Source organism: Brevibacterium sp. Lmc1 (assembly GCF_057654315.1).
This window is the reverse complement of record NZ_CM172803.1, coordinates 823,532-841,437: the sequence shown is the minus strand read 5'-3', so window position 1 is coordinate 841,437 and position 17,906 is coordinate 823,532. Positions and strand designations below refer to the sequence as shown.

The 17,906-nt window shown below is 64.4% G+C and carries 15 protein-coding genes; 4 read left to right on the top strand and 11 right to left on the bottom strand.

The window, feature by feature from the left end; translation table 11 throughout:
- Positions 1-257: 257 nt before the first annotated feature.
- The 9 genes from betC to AC239G_RS03550 all read right to left on the bottom strand — a co-directional run bounded on the left by betC (position 258) and on the right by AC239G_RS03550 (position 11,268).
- Entirely contained in the window at positions 258-1,844 is a 1,587-nt protein-coding gene (gene betC, locus AC239G_RS03590) for a choline-sulfatase (RefSeq protein ID WP_487489830.1), read from the bottom strand.
- Positions 1,841-4,051 carry a BCCT family transporter gene (locus tag AC239G_RS03585; RefSeq protein WP_487489829.1) on the bottom strand — a complete coding sequence of 737 codons (2,211 nt, stop codon included), beginning with the start codon at positions 4,049-4,051 and terminating at the stop codon, positions 1,841-1,843. The genes betC and AC239G_RS03585 overlap by 4 nt, the downstream gene beginning before the upstream one ends.
- A gap of 375 nt (positions 4,052-4,426) precedes the next feature.
- Entirely contained in the window at positions 4,427-4,741 is a 315-nt protein-coding gene (locus tag AC239G_RS03580; RefSeq protein ID WP_259358748.1) for a DMT family transporter, read from the bottom strand.
- Entirely contained in the window at positions 4,738-5,097 is a 360-nt protein-coding gene (locus AC239G_RS03575) for a DMT family transporter (RefSeq protein ID WP_172175031.1), read from the bottom strand. Before AC239G_RS03575 ends, AC239G_RS03580 begins: the two co-directional genes overlap by 4 nt.
- On the bottom strand, positions 5,094-5,693 hold the full coding sequence (locus tag AC239G_RS03570) for a TetR/AcrR family transcriptional regulator (RefSeq protein ID WP_259358749.1): 600 nt from the start codon (positions 5,691-5,693) through the stop codon (positions 5,094-5,096). The genes AC239G_RS03575 and AC239G_RS03570 overlap by 4 nt, the downstream gene beginning before the upstream one ends.
- A 149-nt stretch (positions 5,694-5,842) precedes the next feature.
- Positions 5,843-6,634, bottom strand: coding sequence for an ABC transporter ATP-binding protein (locus AC239G_RS03565; protein WP_172175025.1), 792 nt, complete (start codon positions 6,632-6,634; stop codon positions 5,843-5,845).
- Positions 6,635-6,639: 5 nt separating this feature from the next.
- The gene (locus AC239G_RS03560) at positions 6,640-7,623 is read right to left on the bottom strand and encodes an ABC transporter permease (protein WP_259358751.1); all 984 of its coding nucleotides are present in this window, start codon (positions 7,621-7,623) and stop codon (positions 6,640-6,642) included.
- A gap of 145 nt (positions 7,624-7,768) precedes the next feature.
- Complete coding sequence (locus AC239G_RS03555; protein WP_259358752.1) at positions 7,769-8,752, bottom strand: ABC transporter substrate-binding protein; 984 nt, start codon at positions 8,750-8,752, stop codon at positions 7,769-7,771.
- Between the two features lie 266 nt (positions 8,753-9,018).
- Positions 9,019-11,268: a S9 family peptidase gene (locus AC239G_RS03550; RefSeq protein WP_487489828.1), complete on the bottom strand. Its 2,250-nt coding sequence runs from the start codon at positions 11,266-11,268 to the stop codon at positions 9,019-9,021.
- 189 nt (positions 11,269-11,457) lie between these two features.
- Between AC239G_RS03550 and AC239G_RS03545 the strand changes: the two genes are divergently transcribed.
- The 3 genes from AC239G_RS03545 to AC239G_RS03535 are packed head-to-tail and all read left to right on the top strand — an operon-like array spanning position 11,458 to position 14,715.
- Complete coding sequence (locus tag AC239G_RS03545) at positions 11,458-12,495, top strand: Bug family tripartite tricarboxylate transporter substrate binding protein (RefSeq protein ID WP_487489827.1); 1,038 nt, start codon at positions 11,458-11,460, stop codon at positions 12,493-12,495.
- Entirely contained in the window at positions 12,492-13,166 is a 675-nt protein-coding gene (locus AC239G_RS03540) for a tripartite tricarboxylate transporter TctB family protein (protein WP_172175010.1), read from the top strand. Before AC239G_RS03545 ends, AC239G_RS03540 begins: the two co-directional genes overlap by 4 nt.
- A gap of 1 nt (position 13,167) precedes the next feature.
- Positions 13,168-14,715 (top strand): tripartite tricarboxylate transporter permease, encoded by a 1,548-nt coding sequence (locus tag AC239G_RS03535; RefSeq protein WP_487489826.1) that lies wholly within the window; start codon positions 13,168-13,170, stop codon positions 14,713-14,715.
- 160 nt (positions 14,716-14,875) lie between these two features.
- Here AC239G_RS03535 and AC239G_RS03530 read toward each other — a convergent pair whose 3' ends face one another.
- Entirely contained in the window at positions 14,876-15,559 is a 684-nt protein-coding gene (locus tag AC239G_RS03530; protein WP_259358754.1) for a DUF4166 domain-containing protein, read from the bottom strand.
- A gap of 54 nt (positions 15,560-15,613) precedes the next feature.
- Complete coding sequence (locus tag AC239G_RS03525; protein WP_139469906.1) at positions 15,614-17,152, bottom strand: MFS transporter; 1,539 nt, start codon at positions 17,150-17,152, stop codon at positions 15,614-15,616.
- Positions 17,153-17,341: 189 nt separating this feature from the next.
- On the opposite strand from AC239G_RS03525, the gene AC239G_RS03520 reads away from it, so the two are divergent.
- Positions 17,342-17,863 carry a TetR/AcrR family transcriptional regulator gene (locus tag AC239G_RS03520; RefSeq protein WP_487489825.1) on the top strand — a complete coding sequence of 174 codons (522 nt, stop codon included), beginning with the start codon at positions 17,342-17,344 and terminating at the stop codon, positions 17,861-17,863.
- Positions 17,864-17,906: the final 43 nt, after the last annotated feature.

Genomic DNA, 17,906 nt, shown 5'->3' with positions numbered 1-17,906 from the left:
CTCCTACCTCGAATGATGCCACCGGTTTCTGAGAATGTGACCCGCAACTCACCTAAGTCCAAGTGAATTGTTCTCGCCGAGGCGGCTCACCCTCCCAGCCCACCTGCTGTGACCGCTCGGCGGGGTCCGAAACCTGCTTCCGCGGGCTCGAAGTGTGAGCGCAGTGATCTCGATCAGTGCGCCCACGCTTCGAACCCGCGGGGGCAGCGCGACCGACCGCGAGGGCAACGCGGTCCGTTGGCGCTGCAGCCGGCGACTCAGTCGGCGGCTGGGATCTTGCCGAAACGGAACGCCGACCAGAAGTCACCGCGCACATATCCGTGCGACGGTTCCGGGTCGAAGTCCCAGTGGCGGACTCGACCGACCTTGAGCGCGTCGGCGACGAGTTGGCGGCTGCGCTGAGAAGCAAGCACATGCTCTTCGAGGTGTTCGAGGTCGTACCGGGATTCGAGTTCTGCACGCATCGACTCATGCGCCTGGGCGTAGGCCGGATCCTCGGCGCGGTTGACCAGCTCGTCGGGATCCGCCGCCAGGTCGAAGAGCAGCTCCGGATCTCCAGGGCACACCGTGAGCTTGAGATCGCCGCGCACCAGCGTGACCTGCGGCCGGTAGGTGCCCTCGGCAAAGTACTCGATGACGACGTCGCGGTCCTCGGGTTCGAGCCCGCCGGCGGCTTCCCGCCTGGCAGATTCGAGTATCGAGGTTCCGGTCAGTCCTTCATCGATCGCCGAGGCGGCTCCTGCACCTGCATCCTCCGTGCCCACGGACGGCCCGGACGAGGCCGAAACCTGTGCGATCTCGAGCAGGGTCGGCGCGAGGTCGACGAGACTGACCGGGGTCGCATACCGGCCCGGGGCGATCACCTCGGCGGGTCCGTTGATGATGAGGGGAACTCGGGAGGACTGCTCGTAAGGCGACATCTTGAACCACAGCCCCTTCTCCCCCAGCATGTCACCGTGGTCGCTGGTGACGACGATGACAGTGTTGTCCGCCAGGTCGAGCTCCTCGAGTTTGCGCCGGATCGCTCCGACATGGTCGTCGATGTAGTTCACCGCCGCATAGTAGGCACGGCGGGCCCACCGCACGTCCTCGATTCCCGGCTCGCGTTCGTCGAAACCGCACATCGTGCGCAGACGGTGGCTGTGCGGGTCCACGGCCGCATCGGGAACCTCGGGGTGGGCCGGATCCGGGATGGCCACCTCGGCGAATCGGTCCCAGTTGGCCTTCGGCGGCTCGTACGGGTCGTGGGGGTGGATGAACGAGGTGACCATGAGGAACGGCTGATCGCACCCGGCGGCCTGGTTCGCGCGCTTGCGGTCGTTGAGGTGGCGCAGGGTTCTGAAGATCACCTCGTCGTCGAAGTCCTGTTGGACGTTCGCGGTCGCCGCACCGGCGGTGAACACGGGATCCGCCTCGTGGTACCACTGCAGCTTCTGCTCCAGGGGACGGTTCCAGTCGGGCACCATATCGAGATCGGCCGGGTACACGTCCGTGGTCAGGCGCTCTTCGAAACCGTGGTGCTGATCAGGGCCGATGAAGTGCATCCGTCCGATCAGCGCCGTGTGGTAGCCGAGCTTGCGCAGACGGTGGGCGAACGTCGGCACGGAGGCCGCGAAGTCGTCACCGTTGTCCAGGCAGTCGATCTCCGAGGGCATCCGCCCGGTCATCATCGACGCCCGCGACGGCGAGCACAGCGGAGTATTGCAGTACGCACGGTCGAAGACGGCTCCGTCAGCAGCCAGGGCATCCATATTCGGTGTCAGCGCGGCCGCATCGCCATAGGCACCCAGAGCCTGGGCGGCCATCTGATCGGCTTGGATGACGACGATGTTCGGGGTGGTCATGAGTGGTCCTCTCTGCGGTCGGAGCCGGAGTCGGCTTCGGAATCGGTCGCTGAATCCGGATCGGATTCCATCGCCGAGGCGGTCCCGGAGTCCGCATCGATCGTGGAGTCGGCGTCCGCCTCGGCGGCGGTGGATTCCTCAGTCGCTGCGGAATCCTCGGTGTTCGTGGAATCGTCGTCCGGCGTCCACCCGTCGGCCCATTCGCCGGTTTCGTAGTCGAAGCCGACGGGTTCGCCGTTCTCGTCCGTGCGCTGGTACCAGTCGGTGTAGTCCCCGTGCTCGGAGTCGATTCCGCCGTTCGCACCGTCACCGGGTTCGGTGGGCACGACCTGCAGGGCGAAGTCGTCACCGTAGGCATCGGCACCGGCGACCACGGCGTTGTCGACCGCGTTGAGCGCGTACTGACGACGCAGCGCCAGCGGATCCGTGCGCAGCTCCTTGAACCAGGCGACGATGATGAAGAGCATGACGAGAGCGAACGGCACCGCAGTGACGATGACGAGCTGTTGGAGTCCCTCGAGTGCGCTGGCGTCGCCGAGGAGGAGCATCACCACGGCGATTCCGGACATCACCAGACCCCAGAACACGACGACCCACTTCTTCGGCTCCTGATCGCCGCGGCTGGTGAGCATGCCCATGACCACCGAGGCGGAGTCCGCGGAGGTGATGAAGAAGATCGCCAGGACGATGATGACGACGAACGGCAGCCATTCGACATAGGGCAGGTTGTCGATGAGGGTGAAGAACACCTCGGGGGCTTCCATGCTGTCGGTGAAGCCCGATGCTCCGGACCGGTACATCCAGATCGAGGTTCCGCCCATGATTCCGTAGGCAACGAAGAGCAGCGTCGAGGGGATGAAGATCGTGCCGAGGATGAACTGGCGGATCGAACGGCCGCGGGAGATGCGGGCGATGAAGGTGCCGACGAACGGCGACCAGGAGATCCACCACGCCCAGTAGTAGACGGTCCACAGGGACTGGAATTCCTGGGTCTCGGCGCCCCAGGACAGGGACCGGCCCATCATGTCGAACATCGATCCGAGGTATTCCATGAACGCCGAGGGCAGCAAGTTGAGCAGGTAGAGCGTGGGTCCGAGGAACAGCACGAGAGCGACGATGCCGACGGTGAGGACGATGTTGATCGAGGACAGGTAGCGGATTCCGCGCGAGACGCCGGAGACCGCGGAGATGATGAAGCCGAGGGTGAGGACGAGGATGATGACGACGAGCATATTGTTCGTCATCGGTCCCGCACCGGAGACGATGCTGACACCGGTGCCGATCTGCATGGCCGCGATGCCCAGGGCTGCGGCCGTACCGAAGAGAGTGGCGACGATCGCGAAGATATCGACGAGCTTTCCGGCGAATCCCTCGGTCTGGCGTTTGCCGAACAGAGTCTGGAAGATCGAAGACAGCAGCAGCGAACGACCGCGACGATAGGCGGCATAGGCGATGGCACCGCCGACGAGGGCGTACATCGCCCACGCATGGAAGCCCCAGTGGAAGTAGGTCTGGGCCATCGCACCGTGGAGCGCCTCGGTCGTCTCCGGATCGTTCGTCAGCGGCGGCGGTGAGATGAAGTAGGTCAGCGGTTCGGAGGGTCCGAAGAAGAGGACGCCGATGCCGATGCCCGCCGCGAAGAGCATGGCGACCCAGGAGAAGGTGGAGAACTCGGAGGTCTCCCCGTCCTTGCCCAAAGGGATCTTGCCGTAGGGAGAGAACGCGAGGATGAGCAGTGAGACGAGGATGATGATCGCGACGAGGTTGAACAGCCACCCGACGTTGAGCGTGGCCCAGTCATACGCCGACTGAGCGACACTGGCGACGCTGGCAGGGCTGGAGATGCCCCAGATGACGAAGGCGACGGTGAGGCCGCCGGCGATCGCGAAGATGATCGTGTCCAGCGAGTACTTGCGTCGCTGTTCGTCGATGGCGATTCCGGGCACGAGGATCGGGTGGGTGTCGTGCGGGTAGTGGCCGTGCGTATCTTCGAGATCGGCCTTCACGGGACCGCGCGGGCGGCGGTAGTCGAACTGGCCGAGGTTGCGCCCGGTCTCGCGACCGACGCGTTTGGCGTCGTCTCTCATTCGGCGGGCATCGGCCATGATCCTCTCACGTGACGCACGGCGGGCCGCCTCGGTGGAGGCATCGGACTGTCGATCTGGGCCCGGATCGTGTTCGTCGGTACGGGTGGAGTCATCTGTCATGTGTCGGTTCACACTCTTTCGATAGTTGCGGAAGACTGCCGAAATCGATCGGTGCCGGACACGGAGACGAACGCATCATGGCCCGATGGCAAGAACGCACATCGGGTACGAGTGGGAAATCAGGTGATGCGACCGGTCGGCGGCCGTCGATCGGGCAGATGGTCTGCGGATCGGCGATCAGTGACTAGGGCTCTCCGCCCCACCACCCGACGGCCACGGGCTCCCAGGAATCATTGGCGAAGCCGCAGCTCGGGCGCTCTCGATTCGGGGTCGACCATCCCCAGCGGCGGAGGTCGTCGAATCGAAGAGGGGCCATAACTTCGGACGATAACAGCTTCCTTGCGGCTTCACAATAAATTCCCAGCAAAGACCGGGTCAGCCGATTTCGACGAGAATGACGCCGACGGTGATGAAGCCGATCCCGAGGAGCGCCTTCCGCGTCAGCGGATCCTTCCAGATCACTCGAGAGAGCAGACAGACCAGTGCGACTCCGCACGCCGCCCAGAGGCCGTAGGCGACGCCGAGCGGCATGCCCTCGGCGAGGGTGCGGCTGAGGAAGAAGAAGGCCGCGGTGTAGCTGATCGCCACCGGGACGAACCAGATCTTGCGCTGCAGTCCGGCGCTGGCGCGCAGGCACAAGGTGCCGGCGACTTCGCTGAGGATCGACAGGGCCAACCACATCCAGCTCATTCGGTCACCTCCGCGTCGACGGTCTCGGATTCCTCGGGAGTGCCGGATTCGACGAGGATGACCCCAATGATGATGAGGGCGATGCCGATGATGGCGCCGATGCTCAGGAGCTCACCGAAGAACACGACGCCGAGCACGGCGACGAGGGCGACTCCGCTGGCCGACCAGGTGGCGTAGACGGCTCCGAGCGGCATGCCCAGCCGCTGGGTGAGCCCGAGGATGAAGAAGGCTGTGGCGTAGAGGACGACGACTCCGGGGATCCACCTCGGATCGGCAACCGAGGCGCGCAGCATCAGGGTGGCGGCCACCTCGGCGAGGATGGCCATGACGAGCAGCAGCAGACGTTTCGCATTCATTCGCTCACCTCCGGTTCGGTGTTGTCGGATGCACCCTCGGCGGTATCGGTTGAGGTCTCAGCGGCGTCGATGAGAGCGAGGGCGTGCTCGCGCACGGCGGCGAGGTCCTCGGAGGGGAAGACTCCTGTCGCCTCTGACATCCACGCACCGTCGGCGCAGAATCGAGCCGCGGTCAGCAGAGATACCGCACGATCGTCGAGTCCGGTGGTGCCGAACCACGGACCGAGGTGCTCGCTCCATGCCCGCGACAGCTTCGGGTGGTAGAGCGCATCGGAGAAGATCCAATAGTCGGCGCGGGAGACCTCGGCAGTGGTGGCCACTGTGACATAGGCACGGTGCCGCTCGAAGCTCGACAGCTCCTGACTCGGGCGCCCGGTGTGCTCGCGCAGTCGCCGTGCCCAGTCTTCTGCGGCATGGTCGACGAGCCCGAGCATGAGCGCTTCCTTAGACGGGAAGTGATACATCAGGCCCGGCTTCGTCAGACCCGCCTGCTGCGCGACCGACTCCAGCGAGATCGTCACCCCCTGCACCGAATCATGCGATTCGGCCAGAGCCTTCGCCGCCTTGAGAATCCGCATCCGTCCATCATTCGCCATGCCTCGACTTTACCAACCGGTTGGTAAAGTACGCCAGTGCGGAAGAGAGGGCGGTCCGCACCCTGTCGGTGCGAACCGCCCCTCTCATCCGGTCTGCAGACTGTTCGCCTGCCTGCGGGCGTTCGCCTGGCTTCCGGCGAAGTCTCGGTTCAGTTCAGCAGTGCCCGGTCGCCCAGGGTCGCTCCCTTGAGTTTCGAGAATTCGCCGAGCAGCGTCTCGACGGTCAGATCCTTCTTCTCCTCGGCCGAGGCCTGGTAGATGATCCGTCCCTCGTGCATCATGATCAGCCGGTTGCCCAGCGCGATGGCCTGCTCCATATTGTGGGTGACCATGAGCGTGGTCAGCCCGTCGGCTTCGACGATCTTCTTCGTCAGAGCTGACACCAGGGCCGCGCGCTGCGGGTCGAGGGCGGCGGTGTGCTCGTCGAGCAGCAGGATCCGCGGCTGGGTGAATCCGGCCATGAGCAGGCTGAGCGCCTGCCGCTGACCGCCGGAGAGCAGCCCGACCTTCGTCTTCAGCCGGTTTTCCAGTCCGAGTTCGAGAGTGGCGAGCTCCTCCTTGAAGTGCTCGCGTCGCTCCGAGGTGGTCCCCCGCCCCAGCCCACGCGGCTTTCCGCGTCTGAGCGCGAGCGAGAGGTTCTGCTCGATCGTGAGGTCCGGAGCGGTGCCGGCCATCGGATCCTGGAAGACGCGGCCCAGGTATCTCGCCCGTTTGTACTCGGGCATCCGCGACACCTCGGCGCCGTCGATGGTGATCGAACCGGAGTCGATGGGCAGACGGCCGGAGATGGTGTTGAGCAGCGTCGATTTTCCGGCTCCGTTGGAGCCGATGACGGTGACGAAGTCGGACTCGTCGAGTTCGAGCGAGAGTCCTTGCAGTGCCTTGCGTTCGTTGACGGTGCCCGGGAAGAAGGTCTTGGAGATGTTGTCGATCTTGAGCATGGGTCTCAGATCTCCTTCCCGGTTCGGGCACCGGTCGCACCGGCGGGAATGTCTGCGATCTCGGCTGGGTCCTTCATATCGGTGGTCCCTGCCGGCACCGAGGCGGCCGCGCGGTTTCCGCGTCCGCGCAGTGAGGGGATCCGTTTGAGGAAGCCCCACCTAGGCAGCAGCAGTGCGATGACGACGAGCAGCGCGGTCGTCAGCTTCATATCGTTCGTATCCAGGCCCGCGCGCAGGGCGAGGAAGATGATCAGCCGGTAGACGACCGATCCGAGGAGCGCGCCGAGGCTGGCCATGAAGATGTTGCGGCTGCCGAAGACGGCCTGGCCGAGGATCACCGAGGCGAGTCCGACGAGGATGAGGCCGATGCCCATGCTGATGTCGGAGAACCCCTGGTACTGGGCGACGAGTGCACCGCAGAGCGCGACGAAGCCGTTCGACAGTGCCAGGGTGAGCATCGTCGAGTTGTCGGTGTTGACGCCGAGGCTGCGGATCATCTCTTTGTTGTTGCCGGTGGCCTGGATGGCCAGCCCGAGATCGGTGGTGAGGAACCAGTCGATGGCGAACTTGAGGATGAGGGCGAAGACGAGCAGGATCGCGATCGATGCCCAGGTGCCCATGAGCATGTTCTCCCGCAGCGGGGTGAACACGGTGTCTTCTCGCAGGAGCGGCAGGTTCGCCTTCCCCATGATCCGCAGGTTGATCGACCAGAGGCCGATCATGGTGAGGATTCCGGCGAGCAGTCCGTCGATTCCGCCCTTCGTGTGGAGCAGACCGGTGATGTAGCCGGCGATGAGTCCGGCGCCGATCGCCGCGAGGGTGGCCAGGAAGGGGTTGACCCCGGCGATGATGAGGGAGGCTGCGGTGGCGCCGCCCGTGGTGAAGCTTCCGTCGACGGTGAGGTCGGGGAAGTTGAGGACCTTGAAGGTCAGATAGACCCCGAGCGCCATCGCGCCGTAGATGAGCCCGAGCTCCAATGCTCCGAACATGGGTTTCCGTTCATTTCTGGTGTGTGGTTCGTGGTGGCCCCGAGGCCGTCGGTTTCAGTGCCGACGGCCTCGGGGCCGGTGACGTCGGTGCCGTCGGGGAGTCGATGACTCCGGGCACCGGGTCACGGGGTGAAGCAGGTTCCGATCACTCGATGACCTTGTCGGCCTCGTCGACGAGCTTCTTCGGAATCTCGACGCCTTGGGCCTTGGCGGCCTTCGGGTTGACGACGAGTTCGAGGTTCGAGCTGGTCTCGACGGGCAACTCGGCGGGCTTCTTTCCGTCCTGGAGGATCTTCAGAGCCATTTCGCCGGTCTGTTCGCCGAGCTTCGTGTAGTCGATGCCGCGGGTGATCGCCGCACCGGATTCGACCTGGCCGGCTTCCGACCCGACGAGCAGAGCCTTGTTCTTCTCTGCTGCCTGGACCATGGTCGACACTGCCGAGACGACGTTGTTGTCGGTGGGCACATAGTAGGCGTCGACCTTGCCGAGCGAATCCACGGCCTGAGCGAGCTCACCCGAGTTCGCGATCGTCGCTTCCTTGATCGTCACGTCGAGGTCCTTGGCGGCCTTCTTCGCGAGATCGACCTGAACCTGCGAGTTGACCTCACCGGAGCTGTAGACGATGCCGACGGTCTTCGCATCTGGCTTGACGTCCTTGACCAGCTTGAGCTGCTCTTCGACCGGGTTGAGGTCGGAGGTGCCGGTGACGTTTCCGCCTGGCTTGTCGTTGCTGTCGACGAGGCCGGCCTCTTCGGCGTCGGTGACGGCGGTGAAGAGCACGGGCTTGTCGGTGATCGCCTGGGCTGCGGCCTGAGCGGCCGGGGTGGCGACGGCGAGCACGAGGTCGAGGTCGTCGTTGGCGAACTGCTGGGCGATCGAGGTCGCGTTGGCCTGTTCGCCCTGGGCGTTCTGTACGTCCCATTCGACGTCGACGCCGGCATCTTCGAACGACTTCTTGAAGCCTTCGGTCGCAGCGTCGAGCGCCGGGTGCTGTACGAGCTGAGAGACGCCGATGGAGTACGAATCGCCCTCGCCGCCACCGCCACCGCCTTCGCCGCCTCCGCAGGCCGAAACCGCAAGAATCGAACCGACTGCCACCATCGCTGTGGCCACTTTCCTGAGACGCATTCTTCTCCCTTTCGGAATTTCGGTCCGCCGGTGCGGATCCGTCACGAATTCTGCATTCGACACCGCCGCTCCTCGCACGCAAGGAGTAGTCACGGCAATGCAGATGAATGATGCGCCGCCGTCACTCAGACCGTTCTGAGATCATGACGCGCATCACGTCGAATGTGATGATATCCACTGTATGGCCCGGCACTGACGCCGGGTGCCGAATCCGGGTTTTGGAGACAATCGTCCCAGTATCGTTATCTGCGGCGACAGTCGTCCCCTCAGGGCTCTATTTCGACATCCGATCGTCCCAGCACATCGAGGATCCACGCGTACTCGAACGCGATCTCCTTCCACGCGTCATAGCGCCCCGATGCTCCCCCGTGCCCGGCGACCATTTCGGTCTTGAGCAGGGCGTTCGCACCGACTTCACGGAGTCGGGCGACCCATTTCGCGGGTTCGACGTAGAGGACTCGGGTGTCGTTGAGCGAGGTCACGGCCAAGATCTGCGGGTAGGCCGCCTCGGTGACGTTTTCGTAGGGAGAGTACGAGCGCATGTACTCGTACACTTGCGGATCATGGAGCGGGTCTCCCCACTCCTCCCATTCGATGACGGTCAGCGGCAGCTCGGGCATGAGGATCGAGGTCAGGGCGTCGACGAACGGCACTTCGGCGCTGATTCCGGCGAAGAGCTCGGGTGCCATGTTCGCGATCGCGCCCATGAGCAGGCCGCCGGCCGATCCGCCGCTGGCGACGAGCCGGTCCGGGCTCGTCCACCCGGTGTCGATGAGGTGGCGGGCGACGTCGATGAAGTCGGTGAAGGTGTTCTTCTTCGCCGTCGTCTTGCCCTGGTCGTACCAGTGTCGGCCCATTTCGCCGCCGCCGCGCACATGGGCGATGGCGAAGACGACGCCGCGGTCGAGCAGGGACAGCCGGGAGACCGAGAAGTACGGGTCCATGCTCGCTTCGTAAGACCCGTATCCGTAGAGGAGCAGCGGTGCCGGCTCGACTTTCGCCGAGGCGGGGCTTCCGTTCGTCGCATCCCCGCCGTCGCCTGCCCCCTCGTTCGCCGAGGCGGGACCGCCGTAACCGTCGGATCGGTGCAGGTCCTTGCGGAAGACGACCGAGATCGGGATATCGGTGCCATCTTCGGCCTTCGTCCACAGCAGGGTTTCGGTGTAGGCGTCCAGGTCGACGGAGCCGAGAACGGGCTGACGTTTGAGAACCGTGTCAGTGCCGTCTGCAACGCTGTGGGAATAGATCACGGCGGGCGTCGACATGGAGGTGAAATGCAGTCGGATGCTCGTCTGCACGAACTCGGGGTTGTTGCCCACGTAGAGTGACCCGGTCTCCCGGCCGAAGGGCAGCTCCTGCAGCGGTCCGAACGGAGAGGAGGAATCACCCAAGCGGATGATGCCGACGCGCGCAAAGCCGCCGCGACGGTAGCTGAGCACGATGAAGTCGGCGAAGGCGTCGACGTCTTCGATGCGCAGATCGTCAATGTCATCAAGCACCGGACGGCCCGTGGCGGTCGGATCGGCCGCTGGAACGTCGACGAGTTCGAAGTCGGCGCGATTGCGGTTGTGGGTGATGAGGAAGCGGTCCTCACCGCCGATGACGGCGTGCTCGACGTTGTATTCGACACCGTCGACGCGGGGCCAGATCTCCTGCGGTTCGGCCTCGAGGTCGTCGACGCTGATGCTCCAATATCCGGTGGTCGTCTTCGATCCGGTGACGACGAACATCATCCGGCCCGAACGTGAGAAGCCCGAGCCGACGAAGAAGCGCTCATCGGGTTCATGGAAGATGCACACGTCGTCGCTGCTGTCGGTGCCGACGACGTGGCGCCACACTTTCTCCGGTCGCCAGGCGTCGTCGACGGTGGTGTAGAAGACGAAGCGGCCGCTCGGATCGAGGGAGGCTCCTGCGAAGGTGCCGTCGACCGTGTCGGCGAGGTCGTCTCCCGTGGCCAGATCGCGAAGCCGGAGCGTATAGCGTTCGTCGCCGGTGGTGTCGACACCGTAGAGAAGCCAGCGACCGTCGTCGCTCAGCGAGAATGTACCGAGTGAGAAGAACTCCTCGCCTTCGGCGGCGACGTTTGAGTCGAAGATGACCTCTTCGCCGGACAGAGGCTCTTCGCCGACCTCCGGCGGAGTCCAATCGTCGGGACCCGAGACGGGGATTCGGACGCTGATGCCGTAGTCGAGTCCTGCTTTCGTGCGAGAGAAGTACCAGTAGCTCCCGCGCCGGTTGGGCACGGACATATCGGTTTCTTTGATGCGTGTCTTGATCTCGGTGAAGATCGAGTTCTGCAGCCCTTCGAGGTGAGCGGTCTGTGCGCTCGTCCAGGCGTTCTCTGCTTCGAGGTGGGCGATGACCTCGGGCGACTCCTTCTCACGCAACCATTCGTAGTCGTCGACGAAAGTATGGCCGTGGTGCGTGCGCTCGAACGGGACCTTCTTCGCCACCGGTGCCGATGCCGGGGTCGCGGTCGTCGAGGCTGCGGAGTCTGTGCCGGAAGTTTCGCTCATGACGTCAGCCTAGCCGCCGGCCCGGAAACCCCGGGACCCGACCGATGTATCGTCGCCGACTCATTCTGAGCAGAATGCACTCAACGCGCTCAATGAGCAGAACGCGCAGAGTGAGCACAACCTCGCAGTCGACACTCAGGAACCTCTAAGGTGAGTCTCACATCACACCTGCCTTCAAAGGAGAAGTCCGTGCCAAAGGCGCCACCTCCCGGGGATTCCGTGTCGGAATCCTCCCATCCCTCGCGACGAACCTTCGGTCGCATCGCCTACGGGGCGATCGCCTTGGCGGCGATCGGAACGGCGACGACCTACTCGGTCAGGGCCGCCTCGGCGAAGGGTGACCTGTCATCGAATCTCACCCTCATCGCTCCGGCCGGCGCCGGCGGCGGCTGGGACGGATTCGCCCGCGAGACCCAACAGGCCATGCGCGTCGACCGGCTAGCCAACAATGCCCAGGTCGTCAACATCCCGGGCGCCGGCGGCACCATCGGCCTCGGCAAATTCTCGACCATGCACGGCCAGTCGGACACGATCCTCGCCACCGGCACCGCTATGGTCGGCGGGATCGCGCTGAATAAGTCGCCGGTCGGATTCGACAACACGACTCTGCTCGCCCGCGTGGCCGAGGACTATGACGTGCTCATCGCCGCAGCGGATTCCCCGCACAATACGATCGACGATGTCATCGGCGCGTGGAAGAAGGACCCGAAGGGATTCGTGTGGACGGGCGGTTCGGCCGGCTCGGTCGACCACCTGACCATTGCGCAGCTTGCTCTGCTCGGCAAGATCCCCGCCTCCGACATCACCTACATTCCGAAGTCCGGCGGCGGTGAAGCCATCCAGACTCTGCTCTCGGGCACCACCGACTTCGCCTCGTGCGGCTTCAACGAGGTCTCCGACCAGATCGAGGCCGGACGTGTCAAAGCCATCGGCGTGGCCGCGCCCCAACGCATCGAGGGCTTCGACGACGTGCCGACCATGTCCGAACAGGGATACGAGGTCACGCTGACGAACTGGCGCGGCTGGCTCGGAGCACCGGACATCAACATTGACGACTCCGCTCAGCTTCTCGAGATCCTGCAGAAGACTCGTGACAGTACGGCCTGGAAGGACGCCCTCGATCGGAACAAGTGGACCGATGTGTGGCAGACCGGCGAGGAGTTCGCCGAATTCGTCAAAGAAGACACCTCCCGAGTGGAGAAGCTGCTGAAGGAGTTGGGACTGTGAGCGCACAGACGACAACGCACACGGACAGGACGGGCCACCTCGGCGCGGGCACCTGGTGGCAGGGACGGTCGGGGCTCATCGTCCCCCTCATCATGGGAGCATTCTCCACCTATCTGCTCATCGGCATCCTCACTATGGACGTCGCCCCGGACGCGGACAAACCCGGTCCGCAGTTCTTCCCGACGATCATCATGCTCGTCGGATACGCGCTGACGATCCTGCTGGTCATCGCCTATATCCGCAATCCGGAACCCGTCGACGTCGACGACGAGCTGCCGGCCGCGGCCGAGGAGGACAAGGCGTTCTCGACTCCGGTGACCTCAGCTGTTGCGGCCTCGCGGCTCTCCCCTCATGAGGAAGACGAGCCGGAAGAAGACCGTCAGGCTCTCGCTGCGGCTCGCAAGGCCGATGCGAAGCACCGCACGCACAGCGACTTCGTGTCCCTGGCCTGGGGTGCGGGCGGCTTCGCGGCCTTCGCGCTCATCCTCGAATTCGCCGGGTGGATCATCGCCGCCGCTCTGCTGTTCTGGTGCGTGGCCCGGTCGATGGGTTCGAAGAAGCCGCTGTTCGATCTCACTCTGGCACTGACGTTCTCGTCCCTGGTCTACATCGCCTTCTCGGTGATGCTGGGGCTCAACCTTCCTTCGGGAATTCTGGGAGGTGGCTTCTGATATGGACGCTCTCATGTCCCTCTTCGAAGGGTTCACACACGCTCTGACGCCGATGAACCTGCTGTGGGTCCTCGTCGGCTGCTTCCTCGGCACCGCTGTCGGCGTGCTGCCGGGCCTGGGCTCATCGATGGCCGTGGCCCTGCTGCTGCCGATGACCTTTGCGCTGGACCCCACGGGTGCGTTCATCATGTTCGCCGGCGTCTACTTCGGCGGGCTCTTCGGCGACTCGACGATGGCCATCCTCATGAACACCCCTGGGCAGGCCTCGGCCATCGCCTCGACGTTCGAAGGCCACAAGATGGCCAAGGCCGGGCGGGCCCCGCAGGCTTTGGCGACGGCCGCGATCGGTGCGTTCATCGGCGGGTTCATCTCCTGCTGCCTCGTCGTCTTCGTCGCTCCCGCTCTGGCGGAGCTGTCAACAAGCTTCGGCCCGGCCGAGTTCTTCGCCCTTGCCCTGTTTGCCTTCGTCGCCACCTCCTCGGTGGTGGCCGATTCGGTGCTCAAGGGGCTCACGGCCCTGGTGCTGGGCATCGGCTTCACTGTCATCGGCATCGACTCGGTCTCGGGTACCGAGCGGTTCACCCTCGGCGTGCCCGAGCTCTTCGACGGAGTCTCCCTCGTCACGGTGACCGTGGGTGTGCTGGCGCTGGGCGAAGTGTTCTTCATCGCCTCCCGCATCCGCCGTCAGACCAAGGACAATACGATCAACGCCTCTGGTCGGCCTTTCCTCTCCCGCAAGGAAGTCCGCGAAGCTCTGCCGGCGTGGCTGCGTGGAACAGCGATCGGCCTGCCTTTCGGCGTCATTCCTGTCGGCGGTGCCGATGTTCCGACGTTCATGGCCTACGGCCTGGAGCGCAAGCTCGATTCCCGTCGGAAGGATCCGCAGTTCGGCAAGGGCGCGATCCGTGGTCTTGCCGCCCCCGAGGCGGCCGGATCGGCGACGACGGGCATCGCCATGGGTGCCCTGTTGGCTCTGGGTCTGCCGATCTCGGCGACGGCGGCGATCATGCTCGCGGCCTTCCGCCAGTACGGCATCCAGCCCGGTCCGCTGCTCTTCGACCGCTCCCCCGAGCTCGTGTGGGGTCTGCTGGCGAGCTTCTTCGTCGCGATGATCGTGCTGCTCATCATCAACCTGCCGTTCGCTCCTCTGTGGGCGAAGCTGTTGAAGATCCCGGACCCGTACCTCTACGGCGGCATCGCGGTCTTCTGCGGACTGGGCATCTATGCGACGTCCGCCTCGACCTTCGAGCTGCTCATCCTGCTGGGCATCGGAGTGCTGAGCTTCGTGCTCAAGCGCTACGGTGTGCCGCTGGCTCCGCTGATGATCGGCATGGTGCTCGGCCCCCTGGCCGAATCGAACCTGCGCGACTCTCTGCTGGCCTCCGGCGGTGATGCGTCGACTCTGGTGTCCTCGCCGATCACGATCGTCATCTACGTCGTGCTCATCGCCGCTCTTGTCTACACCGGCATCGGCCGAGTGCTGGCTCGCAAACGACAGAAACAGGCTACGTCGAAGGCATCGAACTCCGCGGAGTCGGTCAACCTCTGAACTAGCGCGGCTCCCAGCCGTCGTTCAAGGCGAAGCGCGGTTCGCCAGCCAAATAACCGCCGTTCAAGGCCAAGCGCGGATATCGAGACGTCTACGTCCCGATATCCGCGCTTCTGCTTGATCGAGGGCATTGACGACCTTCGCCGACTGCCCGAATCGCTCAATTGCCCCTCGTCGAACGCAGGTATTCGCTCACGATGCGGTAGGTGAAAGTGCCGGAGTACTCGTAGACACGTCCGATCAGCGGTACGTCGACGTTGAGCTCGACTCTCTGCCGGTCGAGGGTGTCGTCGAATCGCTCACTCAATTCGATGACCGGTCGCAGCACTAACGGCATGGGCAGCCGCAACCCACCTGCCCGTAGCGCGATTCGGCGGCTGCGCAGTCGCAATCCCCCATTGACCACGTCAACAGCAAACTCCGCCTCGACGATGGACGGCTTCCCCAGCACGTCGACGACTCCGCCCTGAGAGTCGCACGGAACTTCTCCACCTACCTCGGATCGGGATCCGCGCGGGACGAACGACACCGCATCGACCATCGACCAATCACCGTCGTCGAATTTCATCGTCCGCGTCGCCGTCTGCTCACCGTCTTCCGTTCGGTTCTCTACGCGAAAAGGAACCTCGCGGTGCACACCCGGCACGATCACACCGCACCGTTTCGCAATTGCGAGGACGGGCCACAGCCACCGCCGTTGGGTGCCGAACGATTCGAAGACACCTTCACCGACACCCACCGCGCCGGGAGGGATCACCGCGAAGTATCGCCTGAGGACCGGGTGGAGTTCTGCCACTCGAGCGCCGAGCGCCCGCTCATATGCGGATCGGGAGGGAGAGCTCATGGCTGCGAGTGTAGGGCAACTCCGCCGGAACAGTGGTCAGGAACCGTCCCGGCCTCAGCGGTCGGCGTTGGCGGCAGCTCCCGGCAGCAGTCGCCCGGCCCCCTTGAGGCCGAAGCTCGTGAGCACGGCGGCGATGAGGACGAGGACGACGGCCGCACCGGCGGCCCACTGCACGCCGAAGTCGAAGGCTGACACGGCCGCCTCGGTGATTCGCTCACCGGCTGCACCACTCAACCCAGACGCGTATTCGAGGGCGGAGCCGAGCGTATCGAACTGTGCTCTGTCCGCTTTGTCCCCGATCGCCGACTGCAGCGCGGATCCGTACATGAAGGTCGAGAGTCCGCCGAGGACGGTCGTGCCCATGACGGACCCGAATTCGTACGCGGTTTCCGATATCGCCGAGGCAGCTCCGGCCTTGTGAGCGGGGACCGCGGCGAGGATGAGGTCGTTCGTGATGACCTCGGCGGTGCCGAGTCCGATGCCGAGGATAAGGAAGGCCAGCAGCATTCCCATCACGGAGTGTTCGGAGGTGAAGGCGATGATGCCCATGCCGACCGCGTTGAGCGCGAGCGCGCAGGGCACGACGACGCGCGGTTCGAAGCGGGCGATGAGCGGCACTGCCAGATAGCCGGCCGCAACCGAGGTGATGAGTCCCGGGATGAGCACTAGGGCCGCGTCGATCGGTGAGAGTCCGAGCACGAGCTGGAGCAGCTGGGTGCCGAAGTAGAGGAACCCTGCCAGTCCCATGATGCTCAACAGGTTCGACACCACCGCCGAGGTGAACACGGAGTTCGCGAACAGACGGACGTCGAGCATCGGGTTCGGAGTCGCGAGCTGGCGGAGGACGAAGCTGGCTCCGGCGACGATCGCCACGGACAGGCTGAGCCAGAAGAGGAAGTCGGCGCCAGACGCCATGCTGTGTTTGATGGCGAAGACGAGCGGGGCCAGAGCAAGCATCGACAGAATGATGGAGAACGGGTCGAAGCGGCCGGGGTTCGGGTCGCGCGATTCGGGCAGCAGAATTGCAGCTGCGGGAATGAAGAGCGCGATGAGCGGCAGGTTGATGAAGAAGACGGAGCTCCAGTGGAAGTGCTCGAGCAGGAAGCCGCCGACGATGGGCCCGAGTGCGGCACCACCGGAGAACATCGCGGCCCAGGTGGCGATCGCGATGCGACGGTCTTTGTCATGGTCGAAGATGTTGCGGATGAGCGACAGTGTCGATGGCATGAGGGTGGCGCCGAAGATGCCGAGCAGTGCGCGGGCAAGGATGAGCATCTCGGCGGAGGTGGAGAACGCCGCGAGCAGCGAGGCCGCACCGAAGCCGACGGACCCGATGATGAGCAGCTTGCGACGTCCGACCCGATCACCGAGGCTGCCCATGGCCACCAGCAGACCGGCGAGCATGAGCGCATAGATGTCGACGATCCACAGCAGCTGCGTGCCCGTCGGATGCAGGCCGGTGCTGATTGCCGGGATCGCGAAGCCGAGGACCGTGTTGTCGATCGAGATCAGCAGCACGGGGATCATGAGCACCGCGAGTCCGGCCCATTCGCGCCGGCCGGCACGCAGCTGTGGAGTCAGTGTCGTCGTCATGTCATCAACTGTACCGTCTGGACGGTACAGTTGAAAAGCGGTTGGCGTGCTGCAACCGAGATGCTCAGGTACTTCGCAGATACAGGCCCGGCCGCGCGAGAAATCCGAGCGGTCTCATGCATGCCCAGCTGGCAGAACACCAGGCACACGTCCGTCTCGTAAGTACAGCCATGGACTAGGCTCGTGGCTATGGCACGCAATCCGACCGCAACCAAGGAGAAGCTGCTCGACGCTTTCGATACGCTCCTCGACGAACACGGCACAGCCGGAGCGACTCTGGACGCAGTAGCTGCGAAGGCCGGAGTCTCCAAAGGCGGTCTGCTCTATCATTTCGGGTCGAAGGCCGAGCTCATCAAGGGCAGCCTGGAACGCCTCGACCAGCTGGTCGCCGAAGACGTCGAGGAGATGAAGGCCGCCGGCGCGCGCCTCCACTATTACTACCTCGAGACCTCCGCCGAGGTCGGTACTCCCCTGGACCGCAGCCTCATCGCCGCCGGCTGCCTCGCTCTCGAGAACGAGGACGCCAAGGCGGCTCTGCGTCGCACACGTGAAGCGTGGTTCGACACTCTCAACAACCACCTCGGCGATGCTGATCTGGCGATGACGATTCAGCTCATCGGCGACGGAATGTATTTCAATCAGAACTTCGGGCTGTCACAGAATGAGGCCCTCGATCATGTGAAGCGAGTGCTCACGCGTTTGGGGCTTTAAGACACCTACGCGCCTGGGCGGCTTGGGCGCCTGGGCCCCTAGA

Bases quoted from the DNA above. Each gene is read 5' to 3' on its own strand.
- betC (WP_487489830.1), bottom strand. From the start codon at position 1,844: ATGACCACCCCGAACATCGTCGTCATCCAAGCCGATCAGATGGCCGCC.
- AC239G_RS03585 (WP_487489829.1), bottom strand. From the start codon at position 4,051: ATGACAGATGACTCCACCCGTACCGACGAACACGATCCGGGCCCAGAT.
- AC239G_RS03580 (WP_259358748.1), bottom strand. From the start codon at position 4,741: ATGAGCTGGATGTGGTTGGCCCTGTCGATCCTCAGCGAAGTCGCCGGC.
- AC239G_RS03575 (WP_172175031.1), bottom strand. From the start codon at position 5,097: ATGAATGCGAAACGTCTGCTGCTGCTCGTCATGGCCATCCTCGCCGAG.
- AC239G_RS03570 (WP_259358749.1), bottom strand. From the start codon at position 5,693: ATGGCGAATGATGGACGGATGCGGATTCTCAAGGCGGCGAAGGCTCTG.
- AC239G_RS03565 (WP_172175025.1), bottom strand. From the start codon at position 6,634: ATGCTCAAGATCGACAACATCTCCAAGACCTTCTTCCCGGGCACCGTC.
- AC239G_RS03560 (WP_259358751.1), bottom strand. From the start codon at position 7,623: ATGTTCGGAGCATTGGAGCTCGGGCTCATCTACGGCGCGATGGCGCTC.
- AC239G_RS03555 (WP_259358752.1), bottom strand. From the start codon at position 8,752: ATGCGTCTCAGGAAAGTGGCCACAGCGATGGTGGCAGTCGGTTCGATT.
- AC239G_RS03550 (WP_487489828.1), bottom strand. From the start codon at position 11,268: ATGAGCGAAACTTCCGGCACAGACTCCGCAGCCTCGACGACCGCGACC.
- AC239G_RS03535 (WP_487489826.1), top strand. From the start codon at position 13,168: ATGGACGCTCTCATGTCCCTCTTCGAAGGGTTCACACACGCTCTGACG.
- AC239G_RS03530 (WP_259358754.1), bottom strand. From the start codon at position 15,559: ATGAGCTCTCCCTCCCGATCCGCATATGAGCGGGCGCTCGGCGCTCGA.
- AC239G_RS03525 (WP_139469906.1), bottom strand. From the start codon at position 17,152: ATGACGACGACACTGACTCCACAGCTGCGTGCCGGCCGGCGCGAATGG.
- AC239G_RS03520 (WP_487489825.1), top strand. From the start codon at position 17,342: ATGGCACGCAATCCGACCGCAACCAAGGAGAAGCTGCTCGACGCTTTC.